Origin of the sequence: Nocardiopsis metallicus (assembly GCF_014201115.1) — a bacterium.
Classification (GTDB): Bacteria; Actinomycetota; Actinomycetes; order Streptosporangiales; family Streptosporangiaceae; genus Nocardiopsis; species Nocardiopsis metallicus.
The window spans coordinates 6896592-6922551 of record NZ_JACHDO010000001.1 but is presented as its reverse complement, the minus strand read 5'-3'; the positions used below and the strand labels follow the sequence as shown (position 1 = coordinate 6922551).

Sequence of the window (25960 nt, the reverse complement as noted above, 5' to 3'; positions counted from 1 at the left end):
GGATCACCCCTGGGGGCGCAGTGTGTACCCGACGCCCCGGACCGTCTGGATCAGCGGCGGGCCGCCGTCCTCCAGTTTGCGGCGCAGGTAGCTGATGTAGACCGCGAGGTTCTTGGACTCGGGGCCGAAGTCGTAGCCCCAGATGCGGTCGTAGATGGTGGCGTGGTCCAGGACGATCCCGGCGTTGCGCATGAGGAGTTCGAGCAGGTCGAACTCGGTCTTGGACAGCTCGATCTCGCGTTCGCCCCGCCAGACCCGGCGGGCGCGGGCGTCCAGGCGGAGTTCGCCCGCCCGGAGCGGGCCCTCCTCACCGGTTTCCTCGGGCACGGGGGCGGCGCGGCGCAGCAGGGCACGCAGCCGGGCGAGGAGTTCGTCGAGCTCGAAGGGCTTGGCCAGGTAGTCGTCCGCCCCGGCATCCAAGCCCGCCACCCGGTCCGGGGTCTCCACACGGGCGGTGAGCATCAGGATGGGGGTCCTGTCGTGCTCGGCACGCAGGACACGGGCCACACCGAGGCCGTCGACCCCGGGCATCATGACGTCGAGGACGAGCAGGTCCACGGGGTCGGCGTGGACGGCGGCCAGCGCCTGGACGCCGTCCGCCGCCGTCCGCACCGTGTACCCCTCCAGTTGGAGGGCGCGTTCCAGGGACTCCCTGATGGCCCGGTCGTCGTCGGCGACCAGGACGGTGGCGGTGCTTTCCATGGGTCCATGCTCTCCCACCTTGGTGAGAGGTCGGTAAGAGGCGGGGCGGAACGCCGTGCGACCGCGGGTGGACGGCCCCGACCCGCTTCCCGGGTGAGGGCTCGGATCACGCCCCGGATCGCCCCTCGGCCCGCGCCCCGGGTCAGGCTTCGGGGTCGAAGGCGCGGGTGCGGGACAGCCCGGCGGCCCGGCCCTTGCCCGCCACGACCAGCGCCATCTTCCGGGAGGCCTCGTCGAGCATCTCCTCGCCGAGCATCACGGCGCCACGCCGGTCCACGGTGGTGGCGTGCGCGTAGGCGTCCAGGATCAGCTCGGCGTGGTCGTAGTCCTCCTGGGAGGGCGCGAAGGCCTCGTTGGCCGCCTCCACCTGGAGCGGGTGCAGGACCCACTTGCCGTCGAAACCGAGTGCGGCGGTGCGTCCGGCCGCCCGCCGGAAGGCGTCGACGTCGCGGATCTGCAGGTAGGGGCCGTCGATGGCCTGGACGCCGTGCGCGCGGGCCGCCACGAGGATGCGCATGAGGACGTGGTGGTAGGCGTCGCCGACGTCGTAGCCGGGCGGTTGCTCGCCCACGACCAGGCTCTTCATGTTGATCGAGGCCATGAAGTCGGCGGGCCCGTAGACCAGGGTCTCCAGGCGGGGCGAGGCGGCGGCGATCTCGTCGACGTTCACCAGGCCCTTGGCGTCCTCGATCTGCGCCTCGATGCCGATCCGGCCGACGGGCAGGCCCGCGGCGCGTTCGATCTGGGTGAGCAGGGTGTCCAGCCAGTGGACGTCCCGGGCGGCGGTGACCTTGGGCAGGACCAGGGTGTCCAGGTGGGCTCCGGCACCCTCGACCACGGTGATGACGTCGCGGTAGGCCCAGCCGGTGGAGATGTCGTTGACCCGAACCGAGCGGACCCGGCCCTCCCAGCCGCCGTCGTTGAGCGCCTTCACCACGGTCTCGCGGGCGGACTCCTTCTCCAGGGGCGCGACCGCGTCCTCCAGGTCCAGGAAGAACGCGTCGGTGTCCAGCCCCCGGGCCTTCTCCACGAACCGGGGGTTGGACCCCGGTACAGCGAGTACCGACCGCCGTGACCTGAGCTCGCCCATCCTCTGCCTGCTCCCTCGCCGTCCGTGACACGGGCCGCACCCGGCCCACCGGCCTCATCATCGCATCGTGCGGTGCATAGAGTGTGGTGCGGGCCCGGGAAGGCACCATCCAGAACCACACGGCTCTCCAGGAGCCCGGCAGAACCACACGGGAGTGCACATGGCCGCCACCCTTCGCCCGACCAGCGCCCACTGGGGCAGCTACCAGGTCGAGGTCCGCGACGACCGGGTGGTAGGGGTGCGCGCCAACCCCGACGACCCGGCGGCGGCACCGGTCATCGGCAACACGCCCGTGGCCCAGCACCACCGCACCCGGGTGGCCCGTCCGGCGGTGCGCCGCCGGTGGTTGGAGCACGGCCCCGGCCCCGACCCGCGCCGCGGCGACCCCGAGGACGCCTACGTGGAGGTGGAGTGGTCCACGGTGCTGGACCTGCTCGCCCGCGAGCTGGAGCGGGTGCGCACCGAGCACGGGAATTCCGCGATCTACGGCGGTTCCTACGGCTGGGGCAGCGCTGGCCGCATCCACCACGCGCAGAGCCAGCTGCACCGCTTCCTGAACACCCTCGGCGGGTACACGCGGTCCGTGAACACCTACAGCCACGGCGCGCTGGAAGTGCTGTTCCCGCACTTGATCGGTACGCCCGCCGCGAACCGCCTGTTCAGCCGGGTGCCGTCATGGAAGCGCATCCGCGAGCACACCGAGCTCCTGGTGAGCTTCGGCGGGCTGCGGGTGTCCAACACGTGGACCTCCTCGGGCGGTCGGACCGCCCAGACCGCGGGTCCGGCGATGCGCGCGGCCTCGGACGCCGGCACGGAGTTCGTGTCGGTGTCGCCGCTGCGCGACGACACCGGCGAGGACCTCAAGTCGACCTGGGTCTCGCTGCGGCCGGGGACCGACACCGCCGTGATGCTGGGCCTGATGCACGTGCTGTTCAGCGAGGGCCTGGCCGACACCGCCTTCCTGGACCGCTACACCGTGGGAGCCGACCGGCTGCGCGCCTACGTGCTGGGCGGCCGGGACGAGCGCGGGAACCCGGGCGGCGTCGAGCGTTCCCCCGAGTGGGCCGAGCGGGTGAGCGGGGTACCCGCCGCCGATCTGCGGGCGCTGGCCCGGCGGATGGCGGACCGGCGCACGCTGATCAACGTCGGCTGGTCGGTGCAGCGCGCCAAGTACGGCGAGCAGCCGCTGTGGGCGGGGTTCGCGCTGGCCTGCTGCCTGGGGCAGGTGGGGCTGCCCGGGGCGGGGTTCGCGTCGGGGTACGGGTCCATGGGCAACTACGGCGGTGGCGCGACCCCGCTGGGGCTGCCGCGCATGCCGCAGGGCAACAACGCGGTACGCGAGTCCATCCCGGTGGCCAAGGTCTCCGACCTGCTGCTGCACCCCGGTGAGTCCTACGACTTCAACGGCGAGCACCGCACCTACCCGGACATCAGGCTGGTGTACTGGGCGGGCGGCAACCCCTTCCACCACCACCAGGACCTGAGCCGGTTGACCAGGGCCTTCGGCCGGCCGGACACCGTGGTGGTGCACGAGACGCACTGGACGGCCACGGCGCGGCACGCCGACATCGTGATCCCCGCGACCACCGTGCTGGAGCGCGACGACTTCGCCGCCAGCCACGGCGATCTGGCACTGCGCGCCATGCCCCGGGCCGTCGCGCCGCACGGCCTGGCCCGCGACGAGTACGACACCTACGCTGACCTGGCCGAGCGGCTGGGTGTGCGCGAGGAGTTCACCGAGGGGCGGACCAGCCGCGAGTGGATGCGGGTGGCCTACGAGCGCTGGCGGGCGCTGCTGGCCCGCCGCGACCTGGAGGTCCCCGGTTTCGACGATTTCTGGGAGCGGGGCCGGATCGACATGCCGGCCCGGGTCGAGGACGAGACCCATCTGGGCGAGTTCCGTGAGGACCCGGAGGCGAACGCGCTGCGCACGCCGAGCGGGCGGATCGAGCTGTACTCGGAGACCATCGCGTCGTTCGGCTACGAGGACTGCCCCGGCCACCCGGTGTGGCTTCCGGGCCCGGCGGTGACCGGTCCGGCCCCCGGCTCCGGTCGGCACCGCAGCGCCGGGGAGGGCGACGCGTGGCCGCTGGTGCTGGTCGCCAACCAGCCCAACACCCGGCTGCACAGCCAGCAGGACATGGGCGGCTACAGCGTCTCCCGGAAGATCAACGGCCGCGACCCGCTGCGCATGCACCCACGGGACGCCGAAATCGCCGGGGTGCGCGAGGGCGACGTGGTCCGCGTGTCCAGCCCTAGGGGCTCGTGCCTGGCCGGTCTGGTGCTGAGCGACGCGCTCCGTCCCGGCGTGGTCCAGCTGTCGACCGGCGCCTGGTACGACCCGTCGAGCGCCGACGTCACCTGCGCGCACGGCAACCCGAACGCCCTCACCGAGGACGCGGGCACCTCGTCCCTGTCGCAGGGCTGCACCGGCCAGCTGGTCCGGGTGAGGGTGGAACCGTACGCGGGCGCGCTGCCCCCGGTCCGCGCCTTCGAGCCGCCGGTGGGTGTGGAGCCCGTCGAGGGCTGATCCGAACCCCACTCCAACTGAATCATGGACGCAATTCTGACCGGTCGCTATGATGGCCACTATGGAAACCATTCCGATCACCGAAGCCAAGGCCAAGATCGCCGAACTCGCTGATCGAGCTCAGCGCGAGCACGCCGACTACACCTTCACCAAGAACGGTCGCCCTGCTGTCGTCATGATGTCCGTGGCCCAGTACGAGTCACTCATGGAGACTCTGAGTATCTTGTCCGACCCCGAGGCCCGCGCTGACCTGGTCGAGTCCGCTGATTCCGAGGAGTTCACCACCGAGGAGGAGATGGCCGAACTCATGCGGGAGCGGTTGAACCGGGACTCAGCCGCGTGAGGGTCGTCTACAAGAGCGCTGCCAGGCGGGCTCTGACCGAAGAACTTCCGGAGACGGTCGCCTCGGCCGCCTATGAGTTCATCGTGGGCCCACTCAGCGATAACCCCTGGCGTGTGGGCAAACCGCTGGAGGAACCATTCGCTGGGCTTCATACCGCGAGGCGGGGCACCTACCGGATCATCTACCGGATTCACCCGGGCAAGGACCTGATAGAGATCCATTCCATTCGTCACCGCCGCGACGCTTACCGGCCTTGAGACCAGGGTCCTGGGGACCGGATCAGCGGCGGATGAGGCGGTTGACCCTTCGAGGGAGGATCAGGCCGAACAGGCTCAGGAGCGCGTAGCCCACCTGGCCCGGGGCGAGCATGCCCAGGACGGCGCCGGTGTGGGCGGTGGGCGCACGGAGGAAGTCGCCCGTTCTCGGGTGGGCGTGCGGGACCCCGTTGCCCAGGGTGAGCAGGCTGAGAACGGCCAGGCCCGCGAGCGCGGTCCACACCAGGGCGGCGGTGTCGGCCGCGGCGGTCCAGGCGTAGAACTGCTCGAGCGCCCGGGCCGCGTAGGCCGGGGTTCCCTCGGCGGCCGGGGCCGAGAGGAAACCAAGAACAGCGGCCGTACCGCCCAGGGTGAGCAGTGCGGCGGCGGTCACCACGATGCCGCTGGTACCGGCCAGGCCGATGCGGCGGGCCAGCTCGTGGGCGTCGTCGGCGAGCTCCTCCTGGGAGGGGTAGCGGCGCCAGCTCCGGCCCCGGGAGCGGGCCTCTCCCATGGCGTTGGCGCGGCGCCGGCGCAGGAACCGAAGGGCGTCGCACAGCGCTCCCGGGCCCTGTTTGGCCGCCATGGTGGCGGTGGCCAGCTCGTGCACGATGGTGGTGAGCGTGGTGGCGAGGGTGACCGGCAGGTTCACCCAGGACAGAGCGATCCGGCGGAACGTCGGAGCGATGTCCGCGGGGATGCGCACCCGCATGGCCACCGACCTGCCGTGCGCCCAGCGGCGCAGCCCCGGCAGCGGGGTCCGGCCGGGCAGCGGGGGCGTGGTCTCGGCGGCCGTCCCGATCACCCGGTAGTCCATGGCGACCGCGAACAACAGGGCGGCCAGCAGCAGCCACGGGATGAGCGCGCCGCCGCCGAACATGCCGTGCACGAAGGCGGAGACCGGGTCCAGGCGGGCCCCGGCGGCCTGGGCGTTGACGTGGATGTGGTCCAGGAACACCAGCCCGCTGGCCAGGACCGGCAGCAGCCACAGCCAACCCCCGTAGCGGCGGCCGACGACGGCCAGGCCGAGGGTGGCACCGATCAGGCCGGTGGCCACCGCGTGTCCGGAGAACCCCTCGGGGGCCCCGCTCACCAGCCCGGTGACCGGGTCCACGAGGGGGGCGGCGATGCCGTTGAGCAGGTCCTCGGCCAGCTGGAACCCGGCGCCCGAAGCGGCGGCGAGGAGCAGGAAGTCGACGGCGGACAGGCGGCGCACCCGGCGCCGGGCCAGGAGCAGCAAGAGCAGCAGCGGGAGGAGCTTGCCGATCTCCTCGACGGTGACCGCGATGTAGGTCTGGCTCACCACGTGCCCGATCTCCAGCCCGAGCACCCCGCTGACCAGTGCGGACAGCAGGGCGATCGGCCAGAGCAGGAGGGCTCCGAGGGCGGTCACGCGGAGCAGGGTCGCGAACGAGACGGTCCGGGAGCGCGCCAGCAGGGCCAGCTGGAACAGCAGCAGGTAGGTGAGGAGCAGGGTGGGCAGGGCCGTGCCGAGTACCGGTACCGCCAGGGGCACCAGGAGCAGGACGGCGATCATGAGCCAACCCCACAGGCCGCGTAGGCCGCGTAGGAACCGGACCGGGCCGGGCGAGCGCTCGCGGGCGCGTTCGGCTCTGCGGGTGAGGCGTTCGGCCAGGTCGGGGCCGGGTCCGCGGGGGACGCGGGCGTGCCGGGCGCCGGGTTCGACGCAGTTGTAGTGCTGGGCTGCCCGCACCAGGTCGGGGCGGTTGGTGTCCAGGGCCCGCTCGGCGAACCGCGCGCGGGTGCCGGGGATGTCGGGGCCGACGATCTCCCGGATGAAGTCGACCGGGCCCGCGGCGACGGTGAGTTCGTCCGCCGTGACCAGCACCGCGGCGGAGAAGTCCTCGACGCAGACGAGGAAGTCGGTCGGCTCGGCCCCCCAGCCGCGGATGAGGTCGATGAGCGTGTCGGTGTCGAGGGGGACCTCGGTGACCGGGTCGTAGGAGAACTCGGCCCGGGTGCGGCAGACCAGGAGCCGATCGACGCCCATGGCCCGCCCGGCCTCGACGATGCCCCGGATCAGGTTGCGGTCGCGCGGCACCACGAAGGGGGTGGTGACCTTGCCCCTGGCCTGGATCCACTGGGGGTCGAGCTCGGTGGCGCCGGCACAGACGCGCAGCACGAGGTCGCGTGCGAGCATCGCCTGTTCTTCCATGGACTTCCTCGTGCCGGGGGCTGGGGGCTCGGGCACCTCGGGTACACGGGCCCTGGGGTACGCGGGGCCGGTGCGCCGGAGTCGTCCGGCACGCGGGGCGGCCCCGCACGAGCATAACGGCGAAGGAGTCCAGCAGAACATGTGAGTCTGGGGCTTTTGTGGCTTTTATGATTTTCTGTCAGATATTGGCGGACGAAACGGCTAGCGCATCAGTTTCGTGCGCCTTTCTGGACGGCCGGGGACCGGCTCCGAAGGCGTCCCCGCACAGCTGGACGAAGTGGCGCAGCACCGGCAGCGACAGCGCCCAACCGGTCACCGCCCAGCCCAGGTGGAGGTGGTCCATGGCCCTGGCCAGAGCCGCCACCCCGCTCCAGCGGACCCCTTCCGCGTTCTCGTAGGTGAGCCGGTAGAGCACCTCGGGATGCTCGGCGGCCGGGCTGAAGGTGAGCGCCGTGGGACCACGCGCCGCCACCCAACTCCCCAGCCCCCGGCACATGCCGCAGTCCATCGCCACGTACAGGGTGCCCCGGGCCCGTCCGGACCAGGGCCGCCAGCGGGGCAGCCAGGCGCGCACCCCGGAGCGGTAGGCGTCCCAGTCCCTGCCGAACTCCGAGCGCAGCTGCCCGCCCTCGTACCAGGAGGCGAACCCGGCCCCGTAGGCGAGGGCCACCAGCGCGCCCAGCAGCAGCGGCGGGTACAGGGCGCCGAGCACCAGGTAGACCAGCACCATCGTGAGCTGCATCGGATTGCGCACGTAGGCGTAGGGGCCGCTGGTGACCAGGCGGGTGGGCGGGTCGTAGGGCAGCGGGGTGCCGTGGCCGACCGCCGCGAACTCGCGCGCCGCCGCCAGTCCGGGCAGGCAGGCCAGGGCGAGGAGCTGGAGGCCGATGGTGAGGGCCTCGGGCGAGGCGGACCAGCCGCTCCACAGTCCCGATCCGGACAGCTCGAACGGCAGCGCCGCCGACAGAGCTTCTGGCGCCGCCGGAAACCGCGGGGTCGGCGCGGTGGCCAGCACGTACACCGGCAGGGCGACCATCAGCCCGAAGGCCAGCAGGGCCTGCGCCCACATCCGGGCGTGCACCAGCTGGCGGCGCCGGGTCCAGAAGGCCAGCATCAGTGCGGGGATCAGGCAGAACGCGGCGCCCAGCATCTCACCGACCAGCCACAGCTCCCCCAGCACCACCACCGGTTCGCCCAGCGGCATGAGGATCACGTCCAGCCACACCAGCAGCCCGGTGACCAGCGGAACCGGCAGCAGACGGAGCATCAGCGCGGGCAGGGCGCCCCACAGCAGCACCCAGGCGAGCATCAGGTCCACCGGCATCCCCAGCCAGACGGCGCCCTCGGCGTGGAAGGACCACCAGCCCGCCCGCAACGCGACCAGGTTCAGCGGGATCAGGGTGAGCAGCGCCCAGCCGGAGGCCACGACCACCGCCGCGACCTCCCGCTGCCTGGGCGCCCGCCACAGGCACAGCGCCACGATCCCCAGCATGGGCAGGAGCAGACCGGTCCCGCGGACGAGGAGAGCCGGGATTTCCGGGATCACGGCCGGGCCCCCTCACCGGGTGCCGCTCCGGGCTTGCCGTAGGAGGTGTCCGCCCGGGGTTCACGAGGGATGTCGGGGCTGCCGGAGACGAGGACCTCGTCGGAGTCGACCGGAGAGGTCTCTGGCTTGGTGACGTCGGCGGGTTCGGGGTCCTGCGACGGGGCCTGCGCGAGAGCGGCGAAGGTGTCCGCGAGGTAACCGGCGGCCAGGCCGGTGGCGTAGGACTGCACCGGGCCGAAGTACCAGGAGGGGTCGTAGGTGCGCTGGTATTCGATCTCCCAGGTCAGGCGGGTCTTCTCGACCTCCCCTTCGACGATCTCCGCCTCCCAGGTGGCCACCGCCCGTTCCATCTCCATCCAGTTGGCGAAGGCGGTGTCCTCGATGACGTCGAAGACCACCCGGCCGCCGCCGGGGTGCACGTGACTCTCCACGATCTCCAGCTCCATCCGGCGCGACGTGGACTCGGCGCCGGGGGCCAGGGTCCGGCGCGGGGTGAAGTGGATGACGCGGGTGTCGCCGACCGCCAGGCCCTCACCGACCGCCTCGACCGGCTCGGGGAAGGGGACGGCGCGCAGGAAGAGGGCGGTCGGGGAGGCGTACTCGGGGGCTGCGGCCAGGGCGTCCGCGACGTCGGCGGGGGCAGCGCTGACCAGCCTCGAACCCGCTCCGGTGTCCGCACGCGGCAGCAGCGAGAAGCCGCCGACGCCCTCCAGGGCGAGCGCGAACAGGATCGGCACCGCGACCAGCGCGTTCGGGGAACCCCGTCCGCCCCGCACGATCGCGACACCGACCCAGGTGACCAGGGAGACCATCCCGTAGATGAGCGGGGCGGAGATGATCAGGCAGACCATCCCCTCGCCCAGCACCGGCCCGGCCAGCAACAGGGCCACCGTGGTGACGGCGATGGCGACGCCCACCGCGCTGCGCGCCCGGCAGCAGAGCACGACGAGCAGGGCCAGCAGCGCGGGCAGCCCCACGTAGAACAGGGCGGTCTGGTCCAGGCCGCCGAACCGGGTCACCCGGACGGCGAGCAGAGCGGCGAAAGCGGCGAGCACCACCCCGGCCAGGATCCACCGGGCCCTGGAGGGGCTGGGGAGAGCGGACTCCTCGTGGGCGGCGTACCCGGGGGCGTAGCGCTCAGCGGTCTCGTGGTCGGCGCGGCGGTCGGCTTCGGACGGCCTGCCCGGCTCGGGGGATTCGTTCGGCTCGGTGGGTTCCCGGGACCCGGGCGGCTCGGTGGGTTCGGGTGGCTGCGTCACGGTGGGGGCTCCTTGCTGTCGCATGATCCCGCGAACATCTTTGATGCGATGATTAAAGCATACGATTTAATCACTCGATTAAACCCTATGATGAAGGACGACCCGAGGGAGGACCATGGCCAGGAGCGGCGGCGCGGGCCGCAGGAACAGCGCCGAGACCAAGGAACGCCTACTCACCGCGGCGACCGAGGTTCTGCGCGAGGAGGGGTACGCCGGAGCCTCGGCCCGGGCGATCGCCACCCGGGCGGAGGCCAACTCGGCGCTGGTCTTCTACCACTTCGGCGGGGTCGACCAGCTGCTGCTCGCGGCCCTGGACCGCTCCAGCGCCGAGCGCATGGAGATGTACCGGGAACTCGCGGGGCAGGCCCGAACCCTGGAGGAGCTCGTGGAGGTGGCCACCCGCATCTACCGGACCGACCTGGAACGCGGTTACATCGCCGAGTTCTCCGAGCTGGTCGCGGCCGCGGTCACCAAACCCGAGTTGCGCGCGGAGATCAACCAGCGCTCACAGCCGTGGATCGACTTCATCGCCGGGGAATGGGACCGTGTGCTCGGAGGGTCGCCGCTGGCCAGACTGCTGCCAGCCCGTGAGGTCGCCTACGCGGCGATCGCGTTCTACCTGGGGGTCAACCTGTTCTCGGTGCTGGACGAGGACCACAGCCGCACCGAGGGCGTCTTCGACCTCGCCAGCGCCCTCGCCCCCCGCGCCAAACTGCTCACCCTGCGCCTGCCCCGCCGCGGGAACACCGCCAGGGAAGCCCCCGAGACGCCCTGAGCCCGCACCCCGAGCGCGTGGCCGGGATCACTCGAAGCCCTGCCCGACGCCGTGCCTGACGCAACCCCTTGTGGAGGAAGACCGTGGAGGAGAACACCGTGAACGTGGAGACCGGAAACGTCGAGGTCGCCGAGGGAATCGAGTTCCCCGACACCTCCGACGGCCGTCTCTGGGTCGCCGGGGCCGTGATCGTCGACGAGCGGGGCAACGCGTTCGCCCAGCGCCGATCGGGCACCCGCAAGGTGTTCCCGCACTGCTGGGACATCGTCGGCGGGCACGTCGAGGAGGGCGAGAGCATGCTCCAGGCGCTGGCCCGCGAGATCACGGAGGAGACCGGCTGGACCCTGTGCGCCGTGGTCGCCGAGCTGTACCGGCTGGACTGGGACCCGGGCGACGGCAGGACCCGCCGCGAGGTGGACTACCTGGTCCGGGTGGACGGCGACCTGGCCGCCCCGGCCTTGGAAATCGGAAAGCACACCGAGTTCATGTGGGTGGACGACTCCCGTCTGCACCTGCTGCGCGACGCCCGCGACCCGGGCGACTACTTCATCACCGAGATCGTCCAGATGGGACTGGCAGCCGCCCGCGATCTCCGCTGACCGGAACTGCCGTCCCGGTCGACAGTTCCTCGGACGGGCAGGCCGGAGAGGGGGCTGGCCTAGCTTGGCGTTTAACCTCGAGCCCGTGACCGGATACCGTCCCGGTCACGGGCTTCGTTGTTTCCCGGACAGCACAACGGCCTTCGCGTGATCATGTGCTTCAACCACGAACACACCTGATCACAACGAAGGCCGTCACCATGAGTCTGCTGCACCAGCACACCCCTGTCGAGCCACTGTCGACATTGGCCCGATTCCGCTCCCAGTTCCACGCCTGCCTGACCACACGTGCTGACGCCCTCTTCGAGGTCTGCGAAGCCCTGGTCAGCACCCCGACCCCCGTGCGCCACCTGGCACAACTCTCCCTGGAGCCCGAACACCACCGCGGCCACGGCTCGGCCTACGCCGCCCTGGCCCACGGAAGCATCGACACCACCCAACTGCGATCGATCCTGGCCTCGCTGCCCCTGCCCCGCTTCCACGGGCGCATCGTGTTGGCCTGCGATGTCTCCCCCTGGCTGCGCCCGGACGCCTGGACCAGCCCTGACCGGGCCTGGTGCCACACCTACGGGCGCGGCACCGGCCAGGCCGAGATGGTCCCGGGCTGGCCCTACTCCATGATCGTCGCACTGGAAGAGGGCTCCACCTCCTGGACCGCGCCCCTGGACCTGCGCCGCCTGCACAGTGACGAGGACCCCACCACCGTCACCGCCCACCAAGTCCGCCAGCTGATCGCCCGATTGATCAGGGCTGAACACCACCAGCAGGGCGATCCCGACATTGTGGTGGTGGTTGACGCGGGCTATGACAGTCCTCGTCTGGCCTATCTGCTCGCTGATCTGCCCGTTCAGGTGGTGGGCCGGTTGCCCTCCAACCGGGTGCTCTACGGCCCAGCCGAGCACCGACCGATCTCAGCCAACGGGCGCCCGCCCAAACACGGGGCTGCCCTACGGATGGCCGCCCCCGATACCTGGCCCGAGCCGGAGACGGTGACCACCGCTGCCACCCGCCGCTACGGCAGTGCCACCGCGCGCTCCTGGGATCGGATGCATCCCCGGCTGACCCACCGCTCAGCCTGGGCCGAGCACCCCGGTGAGCTACCGGTGATCGAGGGCACCCTGGTGTTGTTGCAGGTGCAGGCTTTGCCCTCGCGGCGCGATCCCAAACCGTTGTGGTTGTGGTCCTCAGCCACCGGCATGCGCTCAGAGCAGGTCAGTCAGATGTGGTGGGCTTATTTGCGCCGGTTCGACATCGAGCACACCTTCCGCTTCCTCAAACAGTCGTTGGGGTGGAACGCACCCCGGCTACGGGACCCGCGATCGGCGGACCGGTGGTCCTGGCTGGTCGTGGTGGCCTATACCCAGCTACGTCTGGCCCGGTTGTTGGCGCGTCAGGTCAGATTGCCCTGGCATCGGCTGGTGGAAGCGGACCGGATGAGTCCGGCGCGGGTGCGTCGGGGGTTTCGGTACATTCGCGCTGACCTGCCGGTGTGTGTGGGTGCACCGAAATCCTGCGGGCCTGGTCCGGGGCGTCCGGTGGGGAGCCAGAACAAGCGTCCAGCTCCCCGATACGGGGTTCCCAAGAAGAACAAAACGGGCACTACGGGGCACCCCGGAGCCAAGCAAGCAGGTTAAACGCCAAGCTAGCGACCGGACCACGGCAGCGCGCCGACCAGGAACAGAACTGTGAAGCCGACGAGTACGGCCAGCAGGGTCAGGACCAGGGCGATGACCAGGACGAGGGGCCGCACCACGGGACTCCGGGGAACAGGGACAGAGGCCTGACGGGTGCTCAAGGAGCTGACGGGGCGGCCCGGTGGTTCCGCCCGAGAACTCCGGGGCCGGGTGGTTCGGGGCGCACGAGGCGCGCCGCCACCCGGTGGGTGACGGCGCGCCGTGATTCTTCAGGAGCATGGGGGATGCCTTCTGACCGGGGGCGGGGGTGGTCCGGTGTCCAGGCATTCACCCTAGGAGGGTCAGGTCACGTGCCGGGCTCCTGACGGCGACTCCTCGGCCCCGGGTTCGTCGGTGCCGTCGTCGGGTTCGGGACCCGCATCCGCCGGAGTCCCCGGGTCCGAGCCGTCCGGTTCGCTGAACATGCCCTCCTCGGTTCCGGCGATGATCCGGGTACCGGTCAGGTCGCCGGTGATGTTGCACATGGTCCTGGCCATGTCGAGGATCGCGTCGATACCGGCCACCAGGGCGACCGGCGCCATCGGCAGGCCCACCGAGGTCACCGCCATGGTCAGCATGACGAGCCCCGCCCCCGGGACCCCCGCCGTGCCGATCGAGGCCAGCACGCCGGTGAGCACCACCGTGGCGATCTGCGCGAGCGTCAGCTCGACACCGGCGACGTTGGCGACGAACACGGTGGCGGCGCCGACGTAGATGGCGGTGCCGTCCATGTTGACGGTCGCGCCCAGCGGGAGGGTGAAGCCGTACACGCCCTCCTTGACGCCCATCTTCTCCGCCGCCCGGGTGGAGACCGGCAGGGTGCCGCTGCTGGAGCGGGTGACGAAGGCCGTGAGCATCGGCTCCTTCGCGGCCGCGAAGAACCGGGCGACACCGGCGCGGAAGAGCAGCAGCAGGACCGCGTACACGAGGATCATGGCGACGATGGAGCCGTACACCGCCCCGGTGAGCTGGAGCAGCGGCCCGACGGCCTCGACGCCGGTCTCCGCCAGGACCACCGCGATGAGCGCGAACACACCGATCGGGGCGTACTCCAGGACCCCCTTGACCACCTTGAAGACCAGCTCCACGGCGCCGTCCACACCGCGTCGGAGGAAGATCCCCATCTCACGCACGCGGTGTTCGCCGCTGTTGACCATGAAGGTCAGCGCCAGACCGAAGGCGATGGCGGCGAACATGATCCCGAGGACGTTGCCCTCGACCAGCGCCTGGAAGGGGTTGGCGGGGACGATGTTGAGCAGGGTCTCGGAAAGCGCAGGAACCTCGGCCGCCTCGGCGGCGTCGTCCTCGGGCATGTTCAGCCCGCTCCCGGGGGAGATCGCCAGAGCCACGCTCAGGCCGATCGTGATGGCCAGCGCCGAGGTCACGAGGTAGAAGGCGAACACCTTCAGCCCGATCCGGCCCAGGCGTTGCGGGGAGATCGACACCACGCCCGCGATCAGGGTCGTGATGATCAGCGGGAACACCAGCATCTGGAGCAGTCGCAGGAAGATCTCGCCCAGGGTGCTCAGGACCGGCAGGGTCCACGCCGGGCCGCCGGCCGCCGAGATCGCCAGACCGGCGGCGGCACCGGCGGCGAGGGCGATCGCCATCTTCCAGATCAGCGGGAAGTCCAGGTAGCGGCGCCACAAGCCTGGAGGGCTGGGGGGTCTCTCGGTCACGTCAGTGGACATCGTCGTCCTTACTCGGTAGCGGCGATCAGCGGAAACAAATGTCCGTTTAATACCTGAATCGCGACCGTTAACACGTCACGATCCGGTTGCCGAGCGCAACCCCGCTCACCGCGTCCCGAGCTCGGCGATCGCCAGCGGCAGGCCCTCCAGCAGGTCAGAGGCGCTGATCGGCGCGCCGTCCCGGGCCAGCTCGGCCGCCCGGCCGTGCAGGTAGGCGGCGCACATCGCGGCGTCCTGGGCGGGCAGACCGGCCGCCAGCAGCGCCCCGGCCGCCCCGGACAGCACGTCGCCCGAACCCGCGGTGGCCAGCAGTGGCGTTCCGGTCGGGTTGACCACCGTCGGGGCCCCGGGGTGCGCGATCACCGTCGTCGAGCCCTTGAGCAGCACCGTCGACCGGTACAGCTTCGCCGCGCGGACGGCGTGTTCGAGCCGGTGCGCCTCGATTTCGGCGCGGTCGGTATCCGGGAGCAGCCGGGACAGCTCCCCCGCGTGCGGGGTGAGCAGCGTGTGCGCCTCCCGTCGGCGCACCAGTCCGGCGAGGGGGTCGCTGCCCGCCACCAGGGTGAGCGCGTCGGCGTCGAGCAGCATCGGGCGGTCGCTCTCCAGCAGCGCGCGCAGCTCGTCCGCGTTGGCGGGCTGCGTGCCGCGACCCGATCCGACCACCACCGCCGAGACCCGGCCCGGCCCCGGGTCCGTGCCGTCCAGCGGGTCCAGGTGCAGCCCGACCGTCTCCGGCCAGCGCGCGAGCACCTGCGCGAGGACTCCTTCCCCGCCCCCGTAGCGGACCATCCCGACTCCCGTCCGGAGCGCGCCGCCCACGCACAGGACGGCGGCGCCCCGGTACTGGTCGGACCCGGCGCGCACGGCGAGCAGGCCCCGGCGGTACTTGTCGGACTCGGCCCCGGGGGCGGGCAGGAGCCGCGCGATGTCCACAGCCTGTGGACAGAGGAGGTCGGCGCCGGGCAGCTCCGGGCCCAGTCCGATGTCCACGAAGTGCAACCGCCCGGCCCGCTCGGCCCCCGGGTCGACGAACAGCCCGGGTTTGTAGGTGCCGAAGGTGACCGTGGCGTCCGCGCGGACCGCGTGCCCGGCGACCTCGCCGGTGTCGGCGTCCACCCCGCTGGGGAGGTCGACCGCGACCACCGGGGCGGGTGAGTTCGAGGCGAGGGCGGCGAGCGCGGCGAAGGGTTCACGGAGCCCGCCGCGTCCGCCGATGCCGAGCAGGCCGTCGACGATGAGGTCGGTGTCGAAGAGCGCCGACTCCACCCCTTCGGCTCCCTCAGCCCCTTCATCCCCCTTGATCACCCGGCCGCCCGCGGACCGCAGCGCCGCCAGCCCGCCCGGGTGGACGCGTTTCCCGGCGAGCACCGCACGCACGAAGGCACCGCGCGCGGCCAGGCGCGCTCCGGCGTAGAGCGCGTCGCCGCCGTTGTCGCCGCCGCCGACCATCAGGGTGACGCGGGAGCCGTACACACGGGGCAGCATGCGGGCGCAGTGGACGGCCAGGCCGGTGGCGGCGCGGCGCATGAGCGCGCCTTCGGGGAGTCGGTCCATGAGGGCCTGTTCGGCCTCGCGGACGACACTGACGACGTGGGCGGAGCGCACCGGTCACCTCCGAGGGGCGGGGTCGGACCTCCCATCGTGGCGCACTCGGCTCGGCGCGCGCCCACACCGCCACGCGCGCGAAGGTGAGGACTCGATGACTTTTTCCGCGAACGCAGCCAACAGAGGCAGCGGCGAGAGAGCATCCCTGCCCCGGACACCCGGATCGCCTCTCCACCGAGGCCTCCAGCCGGAGCAAACAGACCAGGAGGTCCTCTCCGCCCCAGAACTCACTTTCGGCACATATAGCACGTTGTCATGGGATCACCACGTAGAGCAGTCTCCGCTGGAGACAATGGGTGTATGCCTCGACCGAGCAAGTACGTGTCCAGGTCCGACCTGGGCTGGGGCACCTCCCCAGCCTCCCGAGCCAACCCCCGCTCCGGTCTCGTGATCCACTACGACAGCGTGAACCAGGGCCTCGCCGGCAAGGACCACTCCGCCTGCCTCACCTACTGGCGCAACACCCGCAACTTCCACACCGGCCCCTCCCGTGGCTGGGCGGACATCGGGTACTGCGCGGACGAGGAGACGGAAGTCCTCACCGAGGACGGCTGGCGCTCCTTCCGCGAGCTCCGCGCGGGCGACACCGTCCTCACCCTCGACCACGGCTCCGGAACGTCCCGGTGGCAGCCGGTGCAGGCGGTCAACGTCTTCCCTGCCACCGAACGCACCCTGATCCGCATGGCGGGCCGCTCCCATTCCTCGCTGACCACCGCGAACCACCGCTGGCCCGTGGAGCGCACGGGCCGCAGCACGCACACGGGGCTCAGCACCGGAGAACACCGGGTTCGCGGAGAACGCCGGGTTCCCGGGGAGCACTGGGTTTCCGGGGAGCACTGGGCGACCACCGCGTCGCTCACCGACCGGGACCGGATCCGTGTCGCCGCACCCTGCGACCACCTGCCGAACGAGCCCAAGTGGCCGGACGCGATGGTCACGGAGGTGGCCCGCACCTGGTCCGCCCGTGCGGCCATGGGACCCCGGCTGCGCGAACACGCCCCGGGCGGGGTGCCTAGCCATGCCTTCCTGCGTTCCCTCACCGCGCCGCAGCTCCGGCTGCTCCTCGGGGAGTTCGCGGCGGACGGAGCACGCGAAGGGCTGAGCCGCGGCTCGGCCGAAGCCCTCCAGTTCGCCGCCGTACTGGCGGGAAAGCCCGTCCACCTGCGCGCGGACCCGGGCACGGACCGGGGCGGCGGCTGGTCCGTGGCCTTCGACCGGCACCAGCTGCTTCCGATCGGCCCCGGCGGGCTGAACCGGCGCGAGGAGACCTACGGCGGGCACATCTGGTGCCCCACCACCCCGAACGGGACCTGGCTGGCCCGGCGGCGGGGGACGGTGTACTTCACCGGGAACTCCTTCATGGCCTGCGCGCACGGCTACGTGATCGAGGGGCGCGGGCTGTACCGCGCCCAGGCCGCCCAACCGGGCGGAAACTCCTCGCACTACTCCTGCACCCTGGCGACCGGGCCAGCGGACGCCATCACACCCGAACAGATCAACGCGGTCCGCGTGCTGCGCAAGTGGCTCATGGAACCGGACACCTCCATCGCCGGGACCGTCCTGGGTCACCGCGACTTCATCGCCACGTCCTGTCCGGGCGAGCGGGCCTACCAGCTCGTCCGGGACGGCACGTTCGCCCAACCGCCCGGCGGCACCGAAGGAGACGACATGCCCCGACACCGCAGGTTCGAGAAGGACAGGGCCCAGGCCCTCGATCCCCGTACGTGGGTGAGCCTGGCCTTCGACCGGCGGCACGACGGCGAGGCCGGGGAGCTCTACTCGCTGGTGGGGGTCGACGAGACCGACGGCGCGTACTACGACATCTCGGTCGGGGTGGTCCTGGAGGGGGTCACGCCCGGCGCCGAGGTGCAGATCCGGGCCACCGAGTACGAGCCGAACGGGGACGGCGGTTGGCGGATCGCCCGGAACCGGCCGCTCGACAGCCCCGTGCACGCGGGCGGCGGGGCCCACTTCACGTACTCGTGGAAGGGCAACCTGGCCGCCGGTCGCCGGGTGCGGATCCGGGTGGCGCAGTTCGGCGAGGTGGAGGCGCACGTGACGTCGGCGACCGCGGACGTCTTCTACTGGCCGCGCTGAACCCCCTCTCCGACATGACCCGGCCCTGGTCCGCCAGGGCCCGGGGCAGTCGGGGCCGGGTCCGGACCCGGCCCCGACTGCCCCGGTGCCCGGTGTCCATGCGCCCCGGTACGCGGCAGTGCCCGTGAAGGACTACAGTCTGTCGTAGTTTGTGCGGTCCGCTGACATGGGCGGACATGCGGAGTACCGAGTGGAGGCGGCGTGGTCGACTGGCTGACCATGACCATTCAGATGGTGTCGTTGGCGATGGCCGTGTGGTGCCTCATCTCCACCTTCCGTGACCAGCCGATGCTCGTCCCGCACCTGATCGGCATGGGTGTCCTGTGGCTGCTGGTGCTCGGGCAGGTCGGTGCGATCACCGTGGCGATGGTCGGCGGCGAACGCCCCGACGAGACGGTCATGTTCGTCTCCTACCTCGCGACCATCGCGCTGCTGCCGCCCGCCTGCGCCGTGTGGGGGTTCATGGAGCGCAGCAAGTGGGGCCCGGCCGTGATCGCCTTCGCCTGTCTCATCCTCCCGGTCCTGCTGGTCCGCATCGAGCAGATGTGGAGTCCCGTTGTCTGACACACCCGCGTCCACACCGGCGTCCGGCCCCGCGGACTCGTCCACCGCCGACCCCACAGGCGACCGCACCCTGCGCACCGGACCGGGCCGCCTGCTGGTCGCCGTCTACGCGGTGTTCGCGCTCGCCGCGACCGCGCGCGGCAGCTACCAGCTGGTGACCCGATTCGACGAGGCCCCGCTGGCGTACGGGCTCTCCGTGCTCGCCGGGATCATCTACCTGGTCGCCGCGGTCGGCCTCGCCCGTGCCGGACGCACCTCGCGGGTGGTGGCGCTGGTCTCGGTCTCCGTGGAGATGGCCGGGGTGCTCGTGGTGGGCGCGCTGAGCGTGTTCGCCTCCGGAGCGTTCCCGGACGACACCGTCTGGTCCAACTTCGGCAGCGGCTACATGTTCATCCCCTTGGTGCTGCCGGTCCTGGGCCTGTGGTGGATCCTGCACGTCCACCGGATGGACCGCGAGTCACAGGCCTCCCAGGGAACCACCCCGTAGCCACTCGGTGACGAGGGGGTGCGAGCTGTTCCGTGATCCATGGGTAAACATCTACTTCTGCCATCACAGATCACTGCCGTACGAGCCCGCCGAGACCAGGGTCTGGGGCGTGGGCCTTCCTCCCCGGGAAAAAGATCGGCGAGTTGTCGCATTCGGCGTACACGCCCCGACCTGGCCCGCCAGCGTTTCACATCGAACACCTGAACGATCAGCGCTGGGGAGGGGGTGAACCCTGTGAACACGGCCATCGAACCACACACCGGGCCGCAGACCGGGCCTGAGCGTGAGGAGAAGCAGAAGAAGCGGGTCAAGCGGGGGTTCGAGCCCCGCCCCGGGCACGTGGTCCAAGCGTTCGTGTTCGCTCTGGACCCCGGAGCCCGAACCGAACAGCGGCTCAGGTCGCACTGCGGGGCCGCCCGGGCGGCCTATGACTGGGCCATCTCCCACGTGCCCGCCTCTTGGGAGCAGCGCAAGGCTGAGACTTCCTACGGCATCGCCGAGGACGCCCTCACCCCCTGGCGGTCCTGGTCATTGCCCTCGCTGTGTAAGGCGTTCAACGCGACCAAGCACACCGACCCCAGGTTCGCCGGGTGGTGGACCGACAACTCCAAGGAGGCCTACAACACCGGCCTGGCCCATGCGGCCGCGGCGTTCGACGCCTACACCCAGTCCAAACGGGGCGAACGCCAGGGCCCTCGGATGGGTCAACCACGCCGTAAGTCCAAGCACCGCTCCCTACTGGCCTGCCGGTTCACCACCGGGGCCATCCGGTTGGAGGAGGACCGCCGCCACGTGGTCCTGCCCGTGGTAGGGCGCATCCGCACCCATGAGAACACCCGCAAGCTCCACCGCCGTCTGGCCAACGGCACAGCCCGAATCCTGTCAGCCACCGTCTCCCATCGGCGGGGGCGGTGCCAGGTCTCCTTCCAGGTCGAGATCGCACGCACCACCCGCACCCCGTCCCGCCCACAGACGGTGGCCGGGGTGGATCTGGGCATCAAATCCCTGGCGGTGGTGGCTGATTCCGAGGGCGGGGTGCGGCACGTTGCCAACCCCCGTCATCTGAACGGTGAGCTGAAGCACCTGCGCCAGGCCTCCCGGCGGGTCTCCCGCCGCCGGGGCCCTGACCGACGCACCGGACAGGCTCCGTCCAGGCGGTGGGTCAAGGCCAATACTGAGCGCAACCGGGTGCACCATCGGGTGGCGAACCTACGCGAGGACGCCATCCACCAGCTCACCACCAGCCTGGCCCGGGAGTACGGGATGATGTTGCTTCAGTTCGGTAGACACCTGTGAGCTGGGGTTTTACGCGGCCTGAGACAGCGCCGCAAGCCTGTCTTGAGCAACTTCGGTGTGGCGACGTTCATACTCAGCCGGGCTGAGCTGACCATTGGCCGAATGCCGCCGCCAGGGGTTGTAGAACCCCTCGATATAGGAGAACACCTCCCGCTCCGCATCCGCCCTGGTGGCGAAACGGGTGCGGTCGATCAACTCGGTCTCCAACGACGCGAAGAAGCTCTCGGTGACGGCGTTGTCGTAACACGACCCCGTCCGCCCCGTCGAGGGAGCGATCCCTGCCTCTTCGCAGCGGCGACCAAAGGCCAGACTGGTGTATTGCGATCCCTTGTCCGAGTGATGGATCAGCCCCGGACCGGGACGGCGGGCGGTCACCGCCATGGCCAGCGCGTCGCAGACCAGATCGGCGCGCATGTGAGGGGCCATCGCCCAGCCCACGATGCGGCGCGAGAACAGGTCCATCACCACCGCCAGGTACACCCACCCCTGGTCGGTGGGCACGTAGGTGATGTCCGCGCTCCACTTGGTGTTGGGGGCATGGGCGGTGAAGTCACGACCGACCAGATCCGGTGGGGCTGTGGCCATCCGGTCCTGGGAGGTCAGGCTTTTGCGGCCGGTGCGGCGGTGGACCCCGACCAGGCCCTGGCGGCGCATCAGCCGGGTGATGCGGTTGCGTCCAGCGCGGATGCCGTCGAGCTCGGCCAGGTCGGCCTGGAGCCTGGGGGAGCCGTAGGTGCCGCGGGAGCGCTCGTGGTGGCCCTGGATGCGCTCGGACAGGTCAGCGTCGGAGCGTTCCTTGGCCGTGGGGCCGTCCTGGATTCGGTGGTGGTGTTTGTAGTAGCCCTGCCGCGATACGCCGAGCAGCCGGGACATCAGGGAGACGGAGTGGCGTGTCTTTTCTTCGTCGATCAGCCGGAACATCACCGACTGGTCTCCCGGACGAAGAAAGCCGTGGCCTTGCGCAGGATCTCGCGCTCTTCGCGCAGCTGGGCGTTCTCTCGGCGAAGGCGGGCCAGTTCGGCCTTGTCATCGCTGGTGGTGCCCTCTGCCTGGCCGGAGTCGATCTTGGCCTGATTGATCCAGGTGCGGATCGTCTGGGCCGAGGGTTCGAACTCAGCTGCCAGGTCCTCGGGGCTACGGCCGGAGCGGGCCAGCGCGATGATCTGATCGCGGTACTCCGGCGGGTACGCAGGGCGGGTCTTGGGCACTTCAATCTCCTCGTTCAATGACAAAGTATCCGAAAGCGGACACCTGTCCACCGAACCGAAGCAAGATCAACCGTCGTCGGGGCACCCAACCGAGGTTGTGGTGACACCAGCACGGACCTTCCGGGCAGAAATGTTCGGGATGCTGATGTTTGACTGCAAAATCAGCAGCGGTAGGACACGATCTGACCCAGGAAGACATAGATCAGCATCTTCCGGGCATGGGGTGTGTCTATGGAGGCACCAACCCGAACCCCAGCCCTCAGTCGGCCCACCGTCACCCCCTCAGTGGTGGGCGGGGCCGTGATGCTCGTCATCGGCGTGAGTCTGACCCTCTCCGCCTGGGATTCCGTCGTCCCCGACCCCGCACGGCACCAGATCTTCCTCTCCCTGTGGCTGGTGGGCGCCGCCCTCCTCGCGGCCCGGCTGTTCCTGAACGGCCTGCCCGCCTCATCCCTGTACGTGCCCCGGGGCGCGATGACGTTCGGAATCGGTGTGGTGGCTGCCGCCGCCGTGGCCACCATGCCCTGGTCCGACCTGGGCTCGGTGTTCTGGTACCAACTGTGGCTCTCGGTCCCGTTGCTGACCGGCCTGGCCGTGGCCGCCTTCCACCCCTCGGCCTACCGCCACTCCCCCGATTACGGCCAGGACCAAGGCCGTGCACCCGACCGCACAGGCCTGCGCCGCTGAGTTTCCTCCACGGTCCTGAACACGGGGCTCCACCACTGAGCGTCGGGGTACGGCAACCCTCCGGAACCCGCGTTCACTAGGCTGGCGCCATGTCCGATCAGACGCTGTCCCTGCCGGTGGCCGTTTCGGCCGCCTGGCTCCGTGAGCACCGCGACGAGGTCGTGCTCGTCGACTCCCGTTGGTACCTCGACGGCCGCTCCGGCCACGAGGCCTACCTGAACGGCCACATCCCCGGGGCCGTGCACGCCGACGTGGACGCCGACCTCGCCGCGCCCGCCAGTGCCGAAGGCGGCCGCCACCCGCTGCCCGCCGCCGCCGACTTCGCCCGCACCCTGGGCCGCCTCGGTATCGGCGACCACTCCCTCGTGGTGGTCTACGACGACGCGGGCGGCTCGGTCGCCGCCCGCCTGGTGTGGATGCTGCGGGTCCTGGGCACCTCCGCCGCCCTCCTCGACGGCGGCCTCCCGGCCTGGACCGGCGACCTGGAGAAGGGCGAGGTCACCGCCGAACCGGTGCACAGGACCGCGCTCCCCTGGCCCGCCGACCGGCTGGTCAGCACCGAGGAGCTGCAGCGGGAGCTCGCCGCCCCGGACCGCCTCCTCCTGGACGCCCGGGTGTACGGCCGCTTCACCGGCGAACAGCCCGCGCCGGTCGACGCGCGCGCCGGGCACATCCCCGGCGCGCGCAGCGCCGAGTGGCCCGCCAACCTGGCCCCGGACGGCCTGCTCGCCGCCCCGGAGGTACTGCGCGAGCGCTTCGCCGCCCTGGGCGCGGACTCGGCTCGCACGGTCACCGCCTACTGCGGTTCCGGGGTGACCGCCTGCCACGACCTCCTGGCCCTGGAGCACGCCGGGTTCGCCAACACCCGCCTGTACCCGGGCTCGTGGAGCCGGTGGGGCGGGGACGACTCCCTCCCGCTGGAGACCGGCGACCCGCTGGCCTGACCCCGGCCCCGCACAGACACATCCCTAGCGCCGCGAGGAACACCACGGCCTGGAGCGGCAAGGGCCGGGAACACAAGCGCCACAGCAGCCGCAACAGCTACCCCGAACCCCACGGAGCCCGTGCCGCGCGCACGGGCTCCGTCCGTTTTCGGGCGCGTACTCGGCCACCCCACACAGGGTCCGGAAAACCACCTAGGCTGGGGAGCAGGACACCGGTCCGAAAGATCCGGATTTATGCTGGTCCTTCACCACCCTGCCCCCGCGAGAAGTTCCCTCACCGCCACCTTTTCCCCTGTCCGGATCCGGACGAATCCGGAACCACAACGCCCGCGCCGGCGTCAGACCGAGCAGTAGGATTGCCCGGCCCCGGGAACAAAAGACGTGCTTCACCGCGAAACGAGGAACACTGGTGATCGAACTCCTGCTGCTACTGATACTCATCGCCGCGATCGTGATCGGATACCTGATCTACAAGCAGCGCTCGAGCGCCCAGAAGCAGGACACCCCGCCCCCGCCGCCCCAGGACCCCTTCGCCGCCTCGTCCACCACGGACACCGCCGGTGACCCGCGCAACCTCAAGGCGGGCGACATGATCGACTGGGGAAACGAGCGGACCTGGATCCGCGGCACCCTGCGCCTGTCCGAGGGCGGCTACGTCTGGTCCGAGCACTTCCTCGAGGTCGAGGGCGGCAAGCGCTGGCTCTCCGTCGAGGAGGACCCCGACGTCGAGCTGGCCCTGTGGACCGGCCGCCCGGACCTGACCATGGTGCCCCAGGGCAAGACCATCGAGCTTGAGGGCGTCACCTACAAGCTCGAGGAGAAGGGCTCCGGCTCCTACCGTTCCGAGGGCACCACCGGCCTCAAGGCCGAGGGCGGCATGGACTACGCCGACTACGAGTCAGAGGACGGCAAGCTGCTGGCTTTCGAGCGCTTCGACCACGGCAGCTGGGAAGTCAGCACCGGCGAGAAGATCCACGCCGGAACCTTCACGATCTTCCCCGGGAGCTGATGCCCACATGCGCGCGAGCATCAGCGCCCCCTTCGTCGACACCAAGGCCGACGACCTGGTCTGGACCCTGAACCACCCGTTGGTCGAACCCCTCGCCGTCCGTACCGTCACGGTGTCGGGCCTGGAGGTCGAACTCCGAGTGCTCGGCGCCTCCCACCAGGTCGTCCTGCGGCCCGCGTCCGACGCAGGGGAGCTGGTGGAGACGGTCGCCTGTCTGCCGGGGGTTCCCGGTCGGCTACCCGGCAACGCCGAGCACCCTCTGCCTGGGGTGGGCGACTACCGCTTCGACTCGACCGTCGAGTCGCTGCCTCGCGCCGAACTCACCCGTCGGGTGGCGGAGGTCCACGACCAGACCTCCGACTCCCCCGGCGGGCTGCTCGTCGCCTTCCCCGGTGACCCACTCGCGATCACCGCGCTGCACCTGACCTCTGGCAGCGGGTCGTCACTGCGCTGGCGTACCTGGCACGCCTACCCGCAGAGCGACGAACTGGTGACGACGACCACGACCCTGACCCTCTAAGAGGAGGCCGACATGGCCACGACCGAGACCCGAAGAGCGAACGCTCCACGACACAAGATGGCCGCGATCGGCGGGGCCACCGCACTGCTGATCCTGCTGTCCGCCTGTTCCAGCGGCGGCAACAGCGCCGACTGCGAGCCCCGTGACAGCGCGACGTCCAGCACGTCCACGTCCGGCACGTCGAACTCCACCGGAACCACCTCGGCGTCCGGCAGCACGCCGAGCCCGACTCCGGACGACGACTGCGAGAACGGGCGCAGCGGTGGCGGTGGCGGCGGGTTCTTCTTCTTCGGCGGATTCGGCGGCGGTGGCGGAGGCAACAACTCCAACAGCGGCGGCAGCGGGAGCGACAGCCGTGGCGGGGGATCGGGCTTCGGCAAGTAGTCTGCCGAGTCGGGGGTTGAACTGTTCGCGCAGTTCACCCCCCGATTCCCGAAGTACCCTCACTACGGACAAGGCCATGAACGAGATCCTCACCAGCTCCCTCTACGCCCTGGGTTACGGCGTGGTCGGCACGGTCATCATGCTGCTCGGCTACCTGATCACCGACCTGCTCACCCCCGGCAAGCTGCACAAGCTGATCTGGGAGGAGCGCAACCCGAACGCGATCCTGCTGGTGTCGGCCAACACCCTGGGGGCGGCGATCGTGGTCGTCTCCGCGATCCTGTCCAGCTACTCGGAGCTGGGTCTGGGCCCCGGACTGCTGTCCGCGTCGATCTTCGGCCTCATCGGTCTGGTCGTGATGGGCCTGTCCTTCCTGCTGATCGACCTGATGACCCCGGGCAAGATCAGCCACATGATCAGCAACAACGAATGGCACCCGGCGACGTGGGTCAGCGCGACCGCACACGTCTCCATCGCCCTGGTCGTGGCCGCCGCCATCTCCTAGCGGGCGCGCTCCTCAC

Annotated in this window: 23 protein-coding genes and 1 pseudogene; 16 read left to right on the top strand and 8 right to left on the bottom strand. The window is 70.7% G+C overall.

The annotated features are described in order from the left end of the window. Positions 1 to 3: 3 nt before the first annotated feature. Both HNR07_RS30590 and HNR07_RS30585 read right to left on the bottom strand, forming a co-directional pair. Complete coding sequence (locus HNR07_RS30590; RefSeq protein WP_184369456.1) at positions 4 to 702, bottom strand: response regulator transcription factor; 699 nt, start codon at positions 700 to 702, stop codon at positions 4 to 6. 142 nt (positions 703 to 844) lie between these two features. Continuing rightward, the gene (locus HNR07_RS30585; protein ID WP_184369453.1) at positions 845 to 1792 is read right to left on the bottom strand and encodes an HpcH/HpaI aldolase/citrate lyase family protein; all 948 of its coding nucleotides are present in this window, start codon (positions 1790 to 1792) and stop codon (positions 845 to 847) included. Positions 1793 to 1952: 160 nt separating this feature from the next. Between HNR07_RS30585 and HNR07_RS30580 the strand changes: the two genes are divergently transcribed. From HNR07_RS30580 to HNR07_RS30570, 3 genes are all read left to right on the top strand, one after another. Then, positions 1953 to 4322, top strand: coding sequence for a molybdopterin-dependent oxidoreductase (locus HNR07_RS30580; RefSeq protein ID WP_184369450.1), 2370 nt, complete (start codon positions 1953 to 1955; stop codon positions 4320 to 4322). 61 nt (positions 4323 to 4383) lie between these two features. After that, positions 4384 to 4665: a type II toxin-antitoxin system Phd/YefM family antitoxin gene (locus tag HNR07_RS30575; protein WP_184369448.1), complete on the top strand. Its 282-nt coding sequence runs from the start codon at positions 4384 to 4386 to the stop codon at positions 4663 to 4665. After that, entirely contained in the window at positions 4662 to 4922 is a 261-nt protein-coding gene (locus HNR07_RS30570; RefSeq protein WP_184369445.1) for a type II toxin-antitoxin system RelE family toxin, read from the top strand. The genes HNR07_RS30575 and HNR07_RS30570 overlap by 4 nt, the downstream gene beginning before the upstream one ends. A 22-nt stretch (positions 4923 to 4944) precedes the next feature. Here HNR07_RS30570 and HNR07_RS30565 read toward each other — a convergent pair whose 3' ends face one another. The 3 genes and pseudogenes from HNR07_RS30565 to HNR07_RS30555 form a co-directional block, all read right to left on the bottom strand. Then, the gene (locus HNR07_RS30565; protein ID WP_184369442.1) at positions 4945 to 7095 is read right to left on the bottom strand and encodes a PrsW family glutamic-type intramembrane protease; all 2151 of its coding nucleotides are present in this window, start codon (positions 7093 to 7095) and stop codon (positions 4945 to 4947) included. A gap of 178 nt (positions 7096 to 7273) precedes the next feature. Further along, positions 7274 to 8641 carry a methyltransferase family protein gene (locus HNR07_RS30560; RefSeq protein WP_184369439.1) on the bottom strand — a complete coding sequence of 456 codons (1368 nt, stop codon included), beginning with the start codon at positions 8639 to 8641 and terminating at the stop codon, positions 7274 to 7276. A gap of 164 nt (positions 8642 to 8805) precedes the next feature. Further along, positions 8806 to 9900: pseudogene (locus HNR07_RS30555) on the bottom strand (hypothetical protein); the annotation flags it as partial. A 115-nt stretch (positions 9901 to 10015) separates the two neighbouring features. On the opposite strand from HNR07_RS30555, the gene HNR07_RS30550 reads away from it, so the two are divergent. The 3 genes from HNR07_RS30550 (at position 10016) to HNR07_RS30540 (ending at position 12908) form a co-directional block, all read left to right on the top strand. Beyond that, positions 10016 to 10675, top strand: a complete 660-nt coding sequence (locus HNR07_RS30550) for a TetR/AcrR family transcriptional regulator (protein WP_184369437.1) — start codon at positions 10016 to 10018, stop codon at positions 10673 to 10675. An 83-nt stretch (positions 10676 to 10758) separates the two neighbouring features. Continuing rightward, entirely contained in the window at positions 10759 to 11274 is a 516-nt protein-coding gene (locus HNR07_RS30545) for an NUDIX hydrolase (protein WP_184369434.1), read from the top strand. A gap of 200 nt (positions 11275 to 11474) precedes the next feature. Next, positions 11475 to 12908 carry an NF041680 family putative transposase gene (locus HNR07_RS30540; protein WP_184360963.1) on the top strand — a complete coding sequence of 478 codons (1434 nt, stop codon included), beginning with the start codon at positions 11475 to 11477 and terminating at the stop codon, positions 12906 to 12908. A gap of 341 nt (positions 12909 to 13249) precedes the next feature. On the opposite strand, the gene HNR07_RS30535 is transcribed toward HNR07_RS30540, so the two are convergent. Further along, the gene (locus HNR07_RS30535) at positions 13250 to 14638 is read right to left on the bottom strand and encodes a dicarboxylate/amino acid:cation symporter (protein ID WP_184369431.1); all 1389 of its coding nucleotides are present in this window, start codon (positions 14636 to 14638) and stop codon (positions 13250 to 13252) included. Between the two features lie 105 nt (positions 14639 to 14743). Then, complete coding sequence (locus HNR07_RS30530) at positions 14744 to 16243, bottom strand: NAD(P)H-hydrate dehydratase (protein WP_184369428.1); 1500 nt, start codon at positions 16241 to 16243, stop codon at positions 14744 to 14746. A 300-nt stretch (positions 16244 to 16543) separates the two neighbouring features. Between HNR07_RS30530 and HNR07_RS30525 the strand changes: the two genes are divergently transcribed. From HNR07_RS30525 to tnpB, 4 genes are all read left to right on the top strand, one after another. After that, on the top strand, positions 16544 to 18340 hold the full coding sequence (locus tag HNR07_RS30525; RefSeq protein WP_221318984.1) for an N-acetylmuramoyl-L-alanine amidase: 1797 nt from the start codon (positions 16544 to 16546) through the stop codon (positions 18338 to 18340). Between the two features lie 201 nt (positions 18341 to 18541). After that, complete coding sequence (locus HNR07_RS30520; protein ID WP_184369425.1) at positions 18542 to 18904, top strand: cyclin family protein; 363 nt, start codon at positions 18542 to 18544, stop codon at positions 18902 to 18904. Beyond that, on the top strand, positions 18897 to 19391 hold the full coding sequence (locus HNR07_RS30515; protein WP_376769961.1) for a hypothetical protein: 495 nt from the start codon (positions 18897 to 18899) through the stop codon (positions 19389 to 19391). Before HNR07_RS30520 ends, HNR07_RS30515 begins: the two co-directional genes overlap by 8 nt. A 234-nt stretch (positions 19392 to 19625) precedes the next feature. Further along, complete coding sequence (gene tnpB, locus HNR07_RS30510; protein ID WP_312894022.1) at positions 19626 to 20687, top strand: IS607 family element RNA-guided endonuclease TnpB; 1062 nt, start codon at positions 19626 to 19628, stop codon at positions 20685 to 20687. 9 nt (positions 20688 to 20696) lie between these two features. Here tnpB and HNR07_RS30505 read toward each other — a convergent pair. Beyond that, a protein-coding gene (locus HNR07_RS30505) for an IS3 family transposase (RefSeq protein ID WP_184371482.1) occupies positions 20697 to 21895 on the bottom strand; the annotation gives its coding sequence in 2 pieces (ribosomal slippage) (positions 20697 to 21652 and positions 21652 to 21895; 1200 coding nt in all). A 231-nt stretch (positions 21896 to 22126) separates the two neighbouring features. On the opposite strand from HNR07_RS30505, the gene HNR07_RS30500 reads away from it, so the two are divergent. From HNR07_RS30500 to HNR07_RS30475, 6 genes are all read left to right on the top strand, one after another. Continuing rightward, entirely contained in the window at positions 22127 to 22582 is a 456-nt protein-coding gene (locus HNR07_RS30500; RefSeq protein ID WP_246420589.1) for a hypothetical protein, read from the top strand. Between the two features lie 89 nt (positions 22583 to 22671). Next, entirely contained in the window at positions 22672 to 23526 is an 855-nt protein-coding gene (locus HNR07_RS30495) for a sulfurtransferase (protein ID WP_184369422.1), read from the top strand. Positions 23527 to 23935: 409 nt separating this feature from the next. After that, positions 23936 to 24535, top strand: coding sequence for a DUF4178 domain-containing protein (locus tag HNR07_RS30490; protein WP_184369419.1), 600 nt, complete (start codon positions 23936 to 23938; stop codon positions 24533 to 24535). 7 nt (positions 24536 to 24542) lie between these two features. Then, a complete protein-coding gene (locus tag HNR07_RS30485) occupies positions 24543 to 25055 on the top strand; it encodes a DUF2617 family protein (RefSeq protein WP_184369416.1) in 513 nt (170 codons plus the stop codon). 12 nt (positions 25056 to 25067) lie between these two features. Then, positions 25068 to 25439, top strand: a complete 372-nt coding sequence (locus HNR07_RS30480; RefSeq protein WP_184369413.1) for a hypothetical protein — start codon at positions 25068 to 25070, stop codon at positions 25437 to 25439. 76 nt (positions 25440 to 25515) lie between these two features. Continuing rightward, positions 25516 to 25944, top strand: a complete 429-nt coding sequence (locus HNR07_RS30475) for a DUF350 domain-containing protein (protein ID WP_184369411.1) — start codon at positions 25516 to 25518, stop codon at positions 25942 to 25944. The last annotated feature ends 16 nt before the right edge of the window (positions 25945 to 25960 follow it).